The sequence below is a fragment of the Candidatus Thiothrix sulfatifontis genome (assembly GCA_022828425.1).
Classification (GTDB): domain Bacteria; phylum Pseudomonadota; class Gammaproteobacteria; order Thiotrichales; family Thiotrichaceae; genus Thiothrix; species Thiothrix sulfatifontis.
In genome coordinates this window covers 1,878,439-1,893,654 of record CP094685.1, presented here as the reverse complement: position 1 = coordinate 1,893,654, position 15,216 = coordinate 1,878,439, and the positions used below count along the sequence as shown (strand labels likewise).

At 51.9% G+C, this 15,216-nt stretch carries 9 protein-coding genes; 5 read left to right on the top strand and 4 right to left on the bottom strand.

Annotated features, from left to right (window positions below; all coding sequences use genetic code 11):
* Positions 1–37: 37 nt before the first annotated feature.
* The 4 genes from L3K52_09730 to L3K52_09715 form a co-directional block, all read right to left on the bottom strand.
* Positions 38–1,618: an EAL domain-containing protein gene (locus L3K52_09730; GenBank protein ID UOG90489.1), complete on the bottom strand. Its 1,581-nt coding sequence runs from the start codon at positions 1,616–1,618 to the stop codon at positions 38–40.
* An 89-nt stretch (positions 1,619–1,707) separates the two neighbouring features.
* Positions 1,708–3,378 carry a hypothetical protein gene (locus tag L3K52_09725; protein ID UOG90488.1) on the bottom strand — a complete coding sequence of 557 codons (1,671 nt, stop codon included), beginning with the start codon at positions 3,376–3,378 and terminating at the stop codon, positions 1,708–1,710.
* 96 nt (positions 3,379–3,474) lie between these two features.
* The gene (locus tag L3K52_09720) at positions 3,475–5,928 is read right to left on the bottom strand and encodes an FtsX-like permease family protein (GenBank protein UOG90487.1); all 2,454 of its coding nucleotides are present in this window, start codon (positions 5,926–5,928) and stop codon (positions 3,475–3,477) included.
* Positions 5,925–6,596 (bottom strand): ATP-binding cassette domain-containing protein, encoded by a 672-nt coding sequence (locus L3K52_09715; protein ID UOG90486.1) that lies wholly within the window; start codon positions 6,594–6,596, stop codon positions 5,925–5,927. Before L3K52_09715 ends, L3K52_09720 begins: the two co-directional genes overlap by 4 nt.
* An 82-nt stretch (positions 6,597–6,678) precedes the next feature.
* On the opposite strand from L3K52_09715, the gene L3K52_09710 reads away from it, so the two are divergent.
* The 5 genes from L3K52_09710 to L3K52_09690 all read left to right on the top strand — a co-directional run bounded on the left by L3K52_09710 (position 6,679) and on the right by L3K52_09690 (position 15,210).
* Entirely contained in the window at positions 6,679–7,248 is a 570-nt protein-coding gene (locus L3K52_09710; protein UOG90485.1) for an arylesterase, read from the top strand.
* 127 nt (positions 7,249–7,375) lie between these two features.
* Positions 7,376–8,854 (top strand): circularly permuted type 2 ATP-grasp protein, encoded by a 1,479-nt coding sequence (locus tag L3K52_09705; protein UOG90484.1) that lies wholly within the window; start codon positions 7,376–7,378, stop codon positions 8,852–8,854.
* The gene (locus L3K52_09700; GenBank protein UOG90483.1) at positions 8,854–9,810 is read left to right on the top strand and encodes an alpha-E domain-containing protein; all 957 of its coding nucleotides are present in this window, start codon (positions 8,854–8,856) and stop codon (positions 9,808–9,810) included. The genes L3K52_09705 and L3K52_09700 overlap by 1 nt, the downstream gene beginning before the upstream one ends.
* Positions 9,811–9,819: 9 nt before the next feature.
* On the top strand, positions 9,820–13,179 hold the full coding sequence (locus tag L3K52_09695) for a transglutaminase family protein (protein UOG90482.1): 3,360 nt from the start codon (positions 9,820–9,822) through the stop codon (positions 13,177–13,179).
* Positions 13,180–13,344: 165 nt separating this feature from the next.
* Positions 13,345–15,210 carry a sel1 repeat family protein gene (locus L3K52_09690; protein ID UOG90481.1) on the top strand — a complete coding sequence of 622 codons (1,866 nt, stop codon included), beginning with the start codon at positions 13,345–13,347 and terminating at the stop codon, positions 15,208–15,210.
* The last annotated feature ends 6 nt before the right edge of the window (positions 15,211–15,216 follow it).

The window sequence follows — 15,216 nt, the reverse complement described above, 5'->3', positions numbered from 1 at the left end:
ACGCTCGCTTACTATTTTAGTCATTGTTACGGATGAGTTATGTCATTGCGCCACCTTGTACATAAGCGGCAGCGGTGGAATAAGCCACTCTAAGAAATTGCTTATCCTGAACACACGGAATGATCACCTTGCAGCGGCTATCGGCTAATTGATAAATCAAGCGTTGCAACCGCTCAGTATTAGTACTGCGAATACTCTCATTCACCAAACCAACATCCACACGTACCAAAACGGGTTTCACCACTTGGGTAAATTTCAGCGCTTGGGGTGAATCTGGCAGGCCATCAATCGCCAACCGTACACCAAGTGCTTTCAACAACTTAATGACTTTGCCCAGTTGCGCGAGGTGTGCCATGCAATCCTGATAGGGGAATGCCAATACAATGCGTTTTGCCGCATCCGGCGCAGCATTCAACAACTCGACGACCCGTTTTAGCTCGGTTTCATTATTCAGAATTGCACCGCCTACGGACACAAAAACCAGATAACTGGGCTTTTCATGCCCCTGAGATGACAAACGCAACACCACTTGCCCAAGATTCCAGTAATCCAGCCGGGAACGCCCGCCACCATTGCCTAATTGTTTGACTAGCGCGGCATAGTTCAATTGCTGTGCTTTTTGCTGAAATTCGGGTTCTGCCAAATAAATGCTGGGCAAGTTTTCCTTCATACGTTGAAGTTTGTGGAACACCATTTTCATTCCCGCCACGGTTGGCGGCACCAGCGGCGCAACGGCTCTCGGTGATGCTACGGAGACTTCGGCGGGCGCAACGCGGGGCGCAGGCGCATGTTGCAAGCGCTGCTCAGTCGCCTCCCAAGGGTTATCTTGTTTACGCAACGACACACCTTTCAGCATATTGCGTTCCAGTGGGCGCACGTGTAACTGCGTGCAACGCTTGCCTTTCAGCACCGCAGGAATGAAGCGGATTTCTGCCCGCATCCGCTCACCATCCAAGGTGCGCAAGGTAATCAGTAAGCGGTTGGAAGGCTTGCTACCGACATCCGCCGCCTTACTCATGGCCTCAAAGGTTTTGCGCTCCGGGGTATCCACCAAATGCGCTACTGGCATGGAACGCACTTCCGCCATGCTTTCAAACCCAAATAAAGTCACATAAGCGTTATTCGCATACAAATGCATTCCCTGAGAAATATACGCAATCGCTTCCCACGAATAATCCACCAACCAATGACAACGTAACTCCGCCACCCCCAGCAAATGTTTGCAGTCACGAAAATCTTGTTTAATCGCGGAATAACGCAGCAAAAAATCAATGTATTGGGAGAAATATTCCAAATCATTCAGCGGCAGAATGCAAGATTCAACCCCCATCAACCAGGTCGTCAAACCTTGCCATTCATCCCGTGCCACCCACACCAGCAGCGTATCGGGCGAATAACGCTGCAAAGTTTCCAGCAAATCCGTCGCCGGTTTGGTTTTTTCATGCGGGCAAAATAACAAGTGCGGCTGAAGCTCCTGCAACACGGGGATCAGTTGCTGCACCGATGTCACCTGTTTCAGCTCCAGCAGCACATCAGAGTGGCGCAACGCCGCATCTAACGATGCCGTTACTTCCACATCCTGATCAATGACAACACAATGTATCTTCTGCTTTCTCATACCACAGAAGATACGCATCACCTCCGGCCAAACCTACATAAAGACCGATTATCGAGTATGACTAGGGGATGAACTGCATAGCGGACGGTTTAAAGCGACTGCCACAATGACGTAAAGTCGTCCTCATCTTCTTCCAAGGTCTTATCCGCCAACGTGGTAAAGCGAAAATAAGCAAACGCCCCCAAACACTCATCCAGCAACACCAAACGCACCCGCTCTTCACGCTCGGCAAATTCCAGCCGAATTTCATCGCTGGCTTGGAAGATATACGCGGGCAAAATCAACGCAGGGTCAGGCCGCACGCCCTCAATACTGGGCAACATCAAGCCTTCCACCGGCATTTTTTGCGTCACCTGACGGTTCAGCACTTGCAACACCGATACTTCCATGATTTTGGTCGACAACAATTCAACGCCACAGCACAAACCTTTGGTAGCGACAAATTCCATCCACTTAATCACCCCAATCATCCACACCGAACTGTCATCACCGAGATCGCGCAATGCTACAATTTCGCCAACCCGTGCGCCCGACACTTCCTTGCCTTCCCAGCGCAAACCGTAACCGCCCACGCTGGTATTCATCACGCGCCAGGTTTGGATACACGCCCCCTCATCCTCCGCCACGCGCTGAATCACCGCTTTGCGTGCCTCACCCTCGTCTTCGTAATCGCTGGCCATGAACACATTGAACAACATGTCTTCGGCTTCCGCATCTTCACTCACCTCGGTTTTCTGCGCACGGCGAATCACCGATAACACGTCAGGCATCCGCGTGACCATGCCAATCTGCGCATTTTTTGGAAAGCGGTTATAACTGCGATTCTGTACCGCCGTCAGGTGATAAATCACCCGTTTCGCCAGATTGCGACTCAAGCCATCCTGAAGCATCATCGCGGGTACACCCTTCGCCTCCAGCTCGCGAATATGCGCATCCATCTGCGCCACCAACGCGCTCAAATTCAGCACCCGCACGGTCGGGGAATGCGGCAAATCACTCGACAACATCATCACTGCCGGTTCATCGCTGTTGAGAATCGCAGCATGAACATACGCACCCACCTGTTCCCCAGTAGTCTCCCGCGCAATCGTCACCAGATGCGTGTATTGCGTGAAATACTGCACCAAACGCGCCACTTCGCCCTGCCGCAAGCAATAGGGTTTAGCCAGCGCCAACAAATTCATCTGGGTGTAACGGGTTTCAATCGTCGGAGCACCGGGAACAGCATCCCGCAACGCGATTTTTTCCACCTCATTTTCAACCGCCAGCAAATAGAGGTGATGAATGTCATGCCACAAGGTTTCGCGAGTGCGCACATAGACCGAACAGGTAAGCAATAGCACTTTACCCATGAAATCCAGCGCTCGATAAATTGCCAGTTGCAGGGCTTTTTTATTGCCCTCTTTTTTGGTCATCATATCCAGCGCCGCAACCTGATACGACCCCGCAAATTCCAGCATCAACGATTGCGTCAGCTCGAAAATCTTCTGACTTTTCAACGTTAATGGAAAGGCACGTGCTTCCAGATGACGCTGCAACGCCTCCAGCGCTACATCAACCGCTGGGCGTAACATTTCACTGATTTGCAACCGTGCCATTGCAGGCAGCGCCCGCCGGTTCAAATCCACCAGACCGTGAAAAATGCGCCGCGTGGTTTCACCGGGGTCGGTTAATGGCAAGGCGGCAATCCAGTCACGCGCCTTGCTGGGTGACAGGGGAATAAACCGATGGTTGGAAATCTGCGCTTCGTCGGTAGCCATGTTCGCTGTGTCCACTCTTATTTTTTATGTATTTGCAAAGTGTAGCAGTATTCCAGACAGCAGACGAACACGAGACGACAATCGCACCATTTCCCCTCACGCTTTTAGCAGAGACAGCGGCAATACATTCAGCAAACTGCGTAAATTCCAATACCCCGCCACGCCCACTAACAGACTGCCCAGCACTGTTCCAATCAGTAGCGGCAATACATTCAAACGCAAATCCAAATCAAACAAATAATACGCCAACACATTCCCCGCCGTTAACGCCAGCAACCCTGCCAACGCCCCCGCCAATGCGCCCAGCAATAAAAACTCACTCCAAATGCGCCGTTGCAACAATGCCCGCCCTGCCCCCAAGGATTTGAGGATCGCCAATTCGCGCCGCCGCTCCGCCTGTTGGGATTGCAACGCCGCGACCAACACCACCACGCCAGCAATCAGGGTGAACACAAAAATTCCCTGCACCGCCAAACTCACCTGATTCACCAAAGAACGCACTTCGCCCACCACCGCACCAATATCAATCGCGGTCACGCTGGGAAATTCACGAATCAGCGCCGTCACCAACGGTTTTTGCTCACCCAAATGGATGCTGGTAATCAAGGTTTGCGGCAATGCATCCACCGTTCCCGGTGCCGCGACCACAAAGAAATTCGGCTGCATACTGTCCCAACGCACTTCGCGCACACTGGTCACGGTATCGCTCAGCCGTTGCCCGGCAATATCAAACGTCAGTTTGTCGCCCATGCCAAACTTGAGCGTTTCACCAATGCCTTGCTCAATCGACAAACCGCCCTGCTTGCCGTCAAACCACTGCCCTTCCAACAAGGCATTGCTCGCCGGAAATGCTGCAAACGATGACAGGTTAAATTCGCGTTCCAACAACCGCTGCGCCCGCTGTTCGGAATAATCGTCCGGCTTCATGGGTTTGCCGTTGATTTCCACCAAACGCCCGCGAATCATCGGGTACAGTACCGTTTTCACGCCACGTTCGTTCAAGAAGCGTTGCAGCGGCGCGGCTTCCGCCGGTTGGATATTAATCAGGAAATGATCCGGTGCATCCGCAGGCAAGGTTTGCTCCCACCGATTCAGCAAATCGGTACGCACCGTGGTCAACAACAGCAACGCAAACAAGCCCGTGGCAAACACCACCACCAACAACACCGCCCGTTTGGAACGCCCCAACGCAGGCAACCACCCCCAACCGGCACGTTTCCCCACCTGCTGTACCAAGCGCAAACCTGCTCCCGCCAATGCCGCAAACAAACCAATCCCAACGATCAGCCCCACCAGCAATAATCCCGCCAGCAGCACATCCCGCGCTTGCAACCACAACAAGCCAAACACCGCCAACACCAAACACACCACCACCAACCAAGTTGATTGCTGCGTTCCTTGCAATGCACCCTGCAAAATCTGCATCGGCGAGGTATTCACCAAACGCAACAATGGCGGTAACGCAAACCCCAGCAGCAACACCACCGCCGTCAATAAGCCGCTCAACGCAGGCATGGCACTCGGTGCAGGCAATTCCTTACCCACAAAACGGCTCAACCATTCCGCCAACCCAAACTGCAACAGCAATCCCAACGTCACCCCAATCGCGGCTGCGAGCAACGCCGTCAACAATAACGAAAACGCATGATCCACCAACACTTGCCGCCGCGACACGCCCATCGCTTTCAACACCGCCACCGCAGGCAATTCACGCCGCATCAAACTCGCCGAGGTCAGCACTACCGCCGCCCCCGCCAACACCACGCTCAATAATGCCGCCAACCCCAAGAAACGCCCAGAACGTTGCAAGGTTTGCTGCACCGATGCCAAATCTTCATCCAAGGTGCGCACCCGCTCCGTCGGCTTCAATTGCGGTTCAAGCTCCTGCTGCAACTGTTTGATCCGCTTAAGATCACCCGCAAACAACTGATTGAAACGCGCCCGACTTGCAGGCGACAACAATTGCGTCGCGGGCAAATCCTCCAGATTCATCAACACCACCGGCGCAAGCTGAAACAAATTGCTGCTACGATCCGGCTCTTGCGTCAATACCCGCGTCAGCGTGAATGTGCTGCGCCCCAACGTTACCGTTGCCCCCGGCTGCACGCCCAATTCCGCAAACAACCGCGCTTCCGCCCAAATTTCGCCCTTTGCAGGCACACGTCCGGTGGAAAGCACTTCAACCGCATCCGGTGCATCCGCCGTTTTCAAATCGCCCCGCAAAGGGTAAGCGCTGGAAACCGCTTTCAATTGCGTCAATTGCAACTTCTCACCGATGGATGCCATGCTGGGGAAACTCACGGTTTCCGCCGTTTCCAAACCCAGCGCCTGCGCCTGTTGCACATAAGCTTTGTCCAAGGGACGTGCCGATGTCAGCACCAAATCGCCGCCCAACAGTTGGCGTGCTTGCGCTTGCATTGCGTTTTCCACCCGACTGGTGAAAAAGCCCACCGATGTCACCACCGTCACCGACACCACCAATGCCAGCAATAACAAACGCAACTCCGGCATCCGCCAGCGTTGTTGCCAATGTTGAAACAGCAACTTCATACCAGCGTCCCCTCTTCCATCCGATAATGCCGCTGGCAACGTGCCGCCAGCGTGTCATCGTGCGTCACCAGAACCAAGGTCGTCTGGAATTTTTCCTGCAACGCAAACAGCAATTCACTGATTTCATGCCCCGTGGCGCGGTCAAGATTACCGGTTGGCTCATCCGCGAACAAAATTTGCGGGCGGGTCACAAACGCCCGTGCCAACGCCACCCGTTGCTGCTCCCCGCCTGAAAGCTGGTTCGGGTAATGGCTCAAACGCTCACCCAAGCCCACTTGCTGCAAGGCTTCCGTTGCCAACTGCACACGCGCATTCCCAGCCGACCCCAATTCCAATGGCAACATCACATTTTCCAACGCCGTCAAATTTTCCAATAAATGAAACGCCTGAAACACAAACCCGACCCGCCCCAGCCGCAACGCCGCTCGCTGGTCTTCATCCAAACCGTCAAGGTTTTGCCCAAATAACATGACCGTGCCACTGGTCGGCAAATCCAAACCCGCCAGCAAACCCAGTAACGTGCTTTTGCCCGAACCCGACAACCCGGTAATCGCAACCGACTCGCCGGTGTCAATAGCAAGGCTTACGCCTCGGAGAATTTGCAATTCACGCCCCGCTTGGGGGATAGTTTTGATCAAGTTGGTGGTCTGAATAATCGTTTTGTTCATATTCTTAAGGAATCCGTTAATGTTGCGCACACTTTACCTGATCTTTTGCCTATGCGGTTTTTTACCAGTCACGACTGTGGTTATGGCAGAAGAGACCGCCCCTGCCAGCAAACATGCCGCAACCGTATTGGTCTGGGGGGATAGCCTGAGTGCGGCGTATGGCATTCCGGTCGAAACAGGCTGGGTCAGCTTGTTACAAACCAAGCTGGGCGACCATTATAAGGTGGTGAATGGCAGCATCAGCGGCGAAACCACCGCAGGCGGTTTAACCCGTTTACCGGAAGCGCTCAAACAGCACGAACCCGATTATGTCTTGCTGGAACTCGGCGCGAATGATGGCTTGCGTGGCATCGACTTGCCCACCATGCGCCGCAATCTGGAACAGATGATTACGCTTTCACAAACTGCCGATGCCAAAGTTATTTTATTAGGCATTCAATTACCGCCCAATTACGGCACAACTTTCACCGAAAAGTTCGCTGCCACCTACACCGACTTAGCCAAACAGTATACAATTCCGCTGCTGCCTTTCTTACTGGACGGTGTGGCGGAAAATTGGGATTTGATGCAGGCGGATGGTTTACATCCCACCGCAGCAGCCCAACCGCAACTCCTCGCCAATGTGTGGAAAGTATTAGAGACAGCACTCTAGGGGCAAATCTGGAGCAAAACATCATTAACGCTTGGGCATGAATCTTGCTAGATGTATCACAACAATAAGGTTTGCAGGCTGTTGACAGCCGCTGTTTACAACATCGACGCCTGACTGGAATAAGTCTATGAAAAAAGAATGGAATCAATACGATCCTCGCTCGTTGTACGACGAATTGATTGCTGCGGTGCATCAACCGCGTGAAGCCAGCTACAAGTTGGTCGAGTATTTACGTCACCTCACCCCCGACCGTTTTCGCCAATGTGTGCAAGAATCCGAAGTGGTTATCCGCGAAATGGGGATAACGTTCACGGTTTACAGCGATGCGGGCAACATCGACCGCGCTTGGCCGTTCGACATCATTCCGCGCATTATTCACGCGGCGGAATGGGATCGCACCGAAATAGGGCTGAAGCAACGCATCCGCGCACTGAATATGTTCATTCAAGATATTTACAACGGCGGACAAATCCTCAAAGACGGCATAATGCCCGCTGACATCGTGCTGCAATCGAAAGGCTACCGCAAAGCGTGCATTGGTATGACCCCACCGCACGGTGTTTGGGCGAATATTTGCGGCTCGGATTTGGTGCGTCACAGCGATGGCGTGTTGTATGTGCTGGAAGATAACTTGCGTGTGCCGTCTGGCGTGGCGTACATGCTCGAAAACCGCAACATTACCAAGCGTGTATTGCCGGAAATTTTCAATACGCTGCCGATTCGTCCAGTGAGCAATTACCCCGCACAATTGTATGAAATGCTCGCGTCATTGCGCCCTGATCTGGATGACCCGACCATCGCACTAATGACCCCCGGCGTCTACAACTCCGCTTACTTTGAACACGCTTTCTTGGCGCAACAAGCCGGTTTGGTATTGCTGGAAGGCGCGGATTTGGTGGTGGGCAACGACAATTACGTTTACATGAAAACGATCAAGGGCTTAGAGCGCGTTGACGTGATTTATCGCCGCATTGATGACGATTTCATCGACCCCGAAGTGTTCCGCGAAGATTCCATGCTGGGAGTTCCCGGTATTATGCGTGCTTGGAAAGAGGGCAAAGTCGCCATTGCTAATGCACCGGGATGTGGCGTGGCAGATGACAAAGTGATCTATGCTTACGTGCCGGACATGATCCGCTATTACCTTGGCGAAGAGCCGAGCTTGCCGAATGTGCCGACTTACGTGTGCCGCCGTGACGAAGACCGTGCTTACGTGCTGGAACACTTGGCAGAATTGGTGGTGAAACCTGCCAATGAATCGGGCGGTTACGGCATGTTGGTCGGCCCCCATTCCACGCCGGAAAAAGTCGAGGAATTCCGCAAGCTGATTCAGGAAGACCCGAATAATTACATTGCCCAGCCCACCTTGAGTCTGTCGGTCACGCCAACGTCGTGCGAAACCGCTGATAAAGGATACATCAAAATTGCCCCGCGCCATGTGGATTTACGCCCGTTCATCCTCAGCGGTAAAGACATTTTTGTAACACCCGGCGGCTTGACCCGTGTGGCGTTGGTGGAAGGTTCGTTGATTGTGAATTCGTCGCAAGGCGGCGGCAGCAAGGATACGTGGATTGTGGGCGATGTGCAGGAAGGGGAGGATAACTGATGCTATCACGAGTGGCTGAACGTGTTTATTGGATGGCGCGTTATTTAGAACGTGCCGAAAAAACTGCCCGCCTGATTAACGTGCATACCGCGTTGCTGATGGATTTACCGGGGCGCATGGAAATCAACTGGTTCACCCTGATCCGCTTGTTCAATGCCGAAAAGGTATTCAGCGAACATTACGAGCGCGGCAATGAAGCCAATATCATGCAATTTTTGATTGCGGATACCAACAATTCATCGTCGTTGGCAACGTCCTTGGCGAATGTGCGCGAAAACGTGCGTACCTCGTTGGATGTGTTGCCGGAAGAAATTTGGGAACAGGCTAACCAGATTCATTTGCTGATGACGAATAGCTTGCCGCGTATTTCTGATCGTTATTCCCGCCAGATATTTCTGCGCGAAGTCATGAAGCATTGCCAGTGCATCCGGGGTGCGTTGGATAGCAATATGAGCCGCGACCATAGCTTCGATTTCATGCAAATCGGCAAGCATTTGGAACGTACCGACATGACCAGCCGAATTCTGGAAATGACTTCGTTGCTGTTGTCGGAAGACCGTAGCGATACTTTGCGCAAATACGACGGCATTGTGTGGACAAACTTGTTGCAAGCCTTAGGCGGACGGCAGATGTATTTGCAGCACATCCATTCGCGGGTGGAAGGCGCAAGCGTGATGCGCTTTTTGATGAATGACAACGTATTCCCCGGCTCGGTCAGCTACTCTCTCGCCGCCATGAGCCGCCGGATGCGCTATTTACCCGACCCCGAAATGGCGATGACGATGGCGTATCGGGTGTTAGAACACACCAAACGTGAAGATGTCGGCGCGATTCCAGCCGAAAAGGTACACACTTTAATGGACTATTTGCAGAGCGAACTGGGTATCTTGCATACCGAAATTGCCAAGACATGGTTTCATCCTGATCGCAGCGATCAACAGCAATCACAAGGATAAGGGCTTTACATGAGTATTCACGTCGCTTTAAACCATTACACCGGCTATAAATTTGACCGTCCGGTAAGCCTGTCGCCGCATGTGGTGCGTTTGCGCCCTGCGGTGCATTCGCGCACGCCGATTCTGGCGTATTCCCTGAAAATCAAGCCGGAAAAGCATTACATCAATTGGCAGCAAGACCCGTTTGGTAACTGGCTGGCACGCTTGGTATTCCCGGAAAAAACGATGGAATTCAGCGTGGAAGTCGATGTGGTTGCCGATATGGTGACGATTGACCCGTTCGATTTCTTTGTGGAAGAGTACGCGCAAAAATTCCCCTTCAAGTATGACAAAGCCTTGCAGAAAGAGCTGATTCCGTATCTGGAAATTGCCGAAGATGGCGATTTGCTGAAGAAGTGGTTGAAGGGTGTTGACCGCAAGCAGCCGAATACCGTGCTGTTCTTGGTGGGCATCAATGGGCGTTTGCAGCAGGACATTGGTTACAACATCCGCCTCGAACCGGGGGTGCAATCGTGTGAGGAAACCCTGACCACGAAAACGGGTTCGTGCCGCGATTCGGCTTGGTTGCTGGTGCAAATTTTGCGGCATTTGGGGCTGGCGGCGCGGTTCGTGTCGGGCTATTTGGTGCAATTGACGGCGGACCAAAAGGCATTGGATGGCCCTAGCGGGACAGAGGTGGATTTCACCGATTTGCACGCTTGGACGGAGGTGTATTTGCCGGGGGCGGGCTGGATTGGGCTTGATCCGACTTCGGGGCTGTTTGCGGGTGAGGGGCATATTCCGTTGGCGTGTACGCCTTCACCGGGCAGTGCTGCGCCGATTGACGGTTTCACCGATAAATGCGAAGTCGAGTTTGATTTCCACAATAATGTGCGCCGGATTCTCGAAGACCCACGTGTGACCAAGCCGTATTCGGATGAGCAATGGGCGGACGTGCTGGCCTTGGGTAATCAGGTCGAAGCCGATTTGGTGCGTGGCGATGTGCGCCTGACGATGGGCGGTGAACCGACGTTTGTTTCCATCGACGATATGGATGGGGCGGAGTGGAACACGGCGGCGTTGGGTGAACACAAGCGCGAACGGGCGGGCGTGTTGTTGCGGCGGATGCAGAAGGTGTTTGCGCCGGGCAGTGCGCTGCAATTTGGGCAGGGCAAGTGGTATCCGGGTGAACCGTTCCCGCGTTGGGCGTTGGGTTGTTTTTGGCGACCGGATGGTGTGCCGGTGTGGAAAGATCCTGCACTGGTGGCGGATGATCAGAAGGATTATGGCTATAAGGATACGCACGCGAAGGTGTTTGCTGAGGCGGTTTGTGCCAAGTTGGCGTTGAACAAAAAGTACCTTGTGCCGGGTTACGAAGACCGTTTGTATTACTTGTGGAAAGAAGCGAATCAGCCTGCGAATGTGGATTGGTTAACGCTGAATCTGCGTGACAGCAAGCACCGTAACGATTTGGTGATGGCGTTGCAGCGCGGTCTGGATGTGCCGACGGGTTACGCGCTGCCGTTGCGTTGGGATGATGCGGCGAAAAGCTGGGCGAGTGCGCCGTGGGAATTCCGCCGCCGCGAGATGTATTTGATTCCGGGCAATTCGCCGATGGGTTTCCGTTTGCCACTGGATAGTTTGGCGTGGACGGCTGAAGATGAGCGCGAAGTCGAAGCACAGCCTTGCCCGTTTGAAGACCGCCCGGCGTTAGCGGATTTCCACGGTGAAGTGGAACAGCGTTACAGCGCGTATGTTGCACCACCTGAGCCGACTTTGCAGCACGCGGATGCGACCAAAACGATGGTGAAGGAATGGCGCGAAGTGCCGCGTACTACCTTGTGCGTGCAGGCGCGGGAAGGGCGTTTGTATGTGTTCCTGCCGCCGTTGCATTTCTTGGAGCATTATCTGGATTTGGTGGCGACGCTGGAAACCACCGCTGCCGAATTGAAGATGCCGATTTTGCTGGAAGGCTACGAGCCGCCGTCTGATCCGCGTTTGAAGTCGTTCAAGGTTACGCCTGATCCGGGTGTTATCGAGGTGAATATTCACCCGGCGACGACGTGGAAGGAATTGGTTGAGAATACTGAAATTCTGTACGAAGAGGCGCGGTTGTCTCGGCTGGGTGCGGAAAAATTCATGCTGGATGGACGGCATACTGGCACGGGTGGCGGTAATCACGTCACGCTGGGTGCGGCTACGCCGAGCGATAGCCCGTTCTTGCGCCAGCCGGATGTATTGCGCAGTTTGTTGACATTTTGGCAGCACCATCCGGCACTGTCTTACCTGTTTTCGGGGATGTTCTTGGGCCCGACCAGCCAAGCACCACGGGTGGATGAGGCGCGGGATGAGAGCTTGTATGAGCTGGAAATCGCGTTCCAGCAAATGCCGAGTGGACACAATGATCAGCCGTGGTTGGTTGACCGTTTGTTGCGTAACTTGCTGATTGATATTACGGGCAATACGCATCGGGCGGAGTTCTGCATCGACAAGCTGTATTCACCGGATTCTTTCAGCGGTCGCCAAGGTTTGCTGGAATTCCGTGGGTTTGAAATGCCGCCTCATGCGCGGATGTCGTTGGTACAGATGTTGCTGATCCGTACCCTGATGGTGCGTTTCTGGAATACGCCGTATGCGCATCGCTTGGTGCGTTGGGGTACGGCGTTGCACGACCGTTTCATGTTGCCGCATTACGTGTGGGAAGACATGAAGGATGTGTGCGCGGACTTGCAGGCGGCGGGGTATCCGTTCCAGTTGGAGTGGTTGGCTCCGTTCCACGAGTTCCGTTTCCCGGTGTATGGGCGGGTGCAATATTGCGGCATTGAGCTGGAATTGCGGGCGGCGTTAGAGCCGTGGAATGTGTTGGGTGAGGAATTGAGTAGCCAAGGCACGGCGCGGTTTGTGGATTCGTCGTTGGAACGGGTGCAGGTGAAAATCAATGGTTTGACCGATTCGCGTTACGTGGTGGCGTGTAATGGGCGGCGTGTGCCGATGAAGGCGACCGGCGTGAAGGGTGAGTATGTGGCGGGGGTGCGCTTCCGTGCTTGGCAGCCGCCTTCCGCGTTGCATCCGACGATTGGGATTCATGCGCCGTTGGTGTTTGACATTATTGATACCTGGAATGGGCGTTCGGTGGGTGGTTGCACTTACCATGTGTCGCATCCGGGCGGGCGCAATTCCGAGATCTTCCCGGTGAATGCGTATGAGGCGGAAAGTCGGCGCTTCTCGCGCTTCCGTGAGGAACATACGCCGGGTGTGATTGAGCCGAAGTTCTTGTCGGAGGCGACGCGGGCGTTCTATGAGCATGGGGCGAAGCCGCAGCCGATGAGTCCACCGCCGGAAGAGGTAAATGCGGATTATCCGTATACGCTGGATTTACGGCGGGGATAGCGTAAGCACTTTATAAATCGTCCGTCTAAACTTAGGATATGGCATTATCCGTAGAACAATTGATATGATGCGAATCTCAAGCAAGGTTAGGCTTGCTTGGGAGATCAGTAGGTTGATTTTTGTTTATGTATTTAATGATGCAGTATGATTTCAGGGAATCGTTACATGAAAAGCAAAATATTCGCAACATCAGTTTTTATATTTTCTTTAATGCTAGTGGCGGCAATAACGAATAATATATTGCAAACTGAGAAAGACGAAGAGCTAAATTTTAACAAATTAAAATCATCAGCTAATCAGGGAGATATTACATCAATAAATGCGTTAGGGAATATTTATTTAAAAGGAGATGATTCCGTAAAAAATGAACAAGAAGCTATAAGGTGGTTTAGAAAGGCTGCTGACGCAGGGAGTGTTGAAGCACAAACTAATCTAGGAGATATATATTCTGCGGGAAAAGGAGTGGCTATAAACGAGAAAGAAGCTACGATATGGTATAGAAAAGCTGCTGATCAAGGAGATGCAAAAGCTCAAGTTAATCTTGGATTTGCTTACTTCATAGGGTTGGGAATAAGAAAAGATAAATCTGAAGCATTAAAATGGTTCAATAAGTCAGCAAGTTGGGTTAAGGAGTCTGCTGAAAAAGGGGATGTTGAGGCGCAAGTCAGCCTTGGAGGAATGTATTTTCTAGGTGCAGGGATCAAGAAGGATGAAGCAGAAGCGGTAAATTGGTTTAGAAAAGCTGCGGATCAAGGAAATTCCGAAGCTCAAGTCGGTCTTGGATTTTCCTATTTTACGGGAAAAGGAGTAAAAATGGACGGGCCAGAAGCAATAAAATGGATTAGAAGAGCTGCTGAAAAAGAGAATATCTCAGCCCAAAGTACTCTTGGACTTTATTTGATAAATACCGAGACTGAGAAAGATCAAGAAGAAGCAATAAAATGGATTAAGAAGGCTGCTAAAGGTGGAGATATCTTGGCTCAAGTTACTCTTAGTGGTCTGTATCTAACAGGACAAGGGATTGAAAAAGATGAAGTCGAGGCAACAGTATGGATTGAAAAAGCAGTAAATCAACTTAAAAAGTCTGCTGAATGGGGAAATATTCAATCTCAATTCTACTTGGGAAATATGTATCTGATAGGGCAAGGAGTTGAAAAAGATGAAGCCGAAGCGGTAAAATGGATCAGGAAAGCTGCCGAAGAAGGGAGTGCCGAAGCCCAGAGTACTCTCGCGAGTATGTATCTGATGGGGCAGGGTGTAAAGAAAGATGAAGTCGAAGCGGCAAACTGGGTGAAAAAAGGGGCTGAACAGGGAGATACATATGCTCAGAGTACTTTAGGCACTCTATATAGTGCAGGGATAGGTGTCAAAGAGGATCCAGTAGAAGCTATAAACTGGCAGAGAAAGTCGGCTGAGCAGGGAAACGTTGTGGCACAAATTAGTATGGGTATGGCGTATGCCAATGGGCATGGTGTTAATAAAGATAGGGCAGAAGCATTAAAGTGGCTGAGAAAAGCTGCGGAGCAAGATAAGGTTGGATCTAAAGAGGCTCTCTTGCAAGTATTGGCGAGAGATAGACCCCCACAACGACCGGATAAAGAAATTCCTGTCGATACCTTAAAGTCATGGAGCGTTCAAGGCGATACTACTGCGATGAATATGTTAGGCGTAATGTATATTCATGGTGATGGAGTTAGTAAAGATGAGAAAGAAGCTGTCAATTGGTTTAGAAAAGCGGCTGAACAGGGAAACTCTGAAGCCCAAGTAAACCTTGGTGTAATATATGATGAAGGCAATAGTATAGAAAAAGATGAAATTGAGGCGGCGAAATGGTTTAGAAAATCGGCGGAGCAAAATAATATTGATGCCCAAGTCAGGCTAGGGCTTGCTTATGAATATGGTTGGGGAGTAAATAAAGATAGAATAGAATCTATCAAGTGGTTTGGTAAAGCAGCAGCGCTGGAAAGTGATTCAGCTAAAGAGATATTACACGATATTAGTAGTCTTGCTAATGAAATTGACAAAGAATAATAAAAG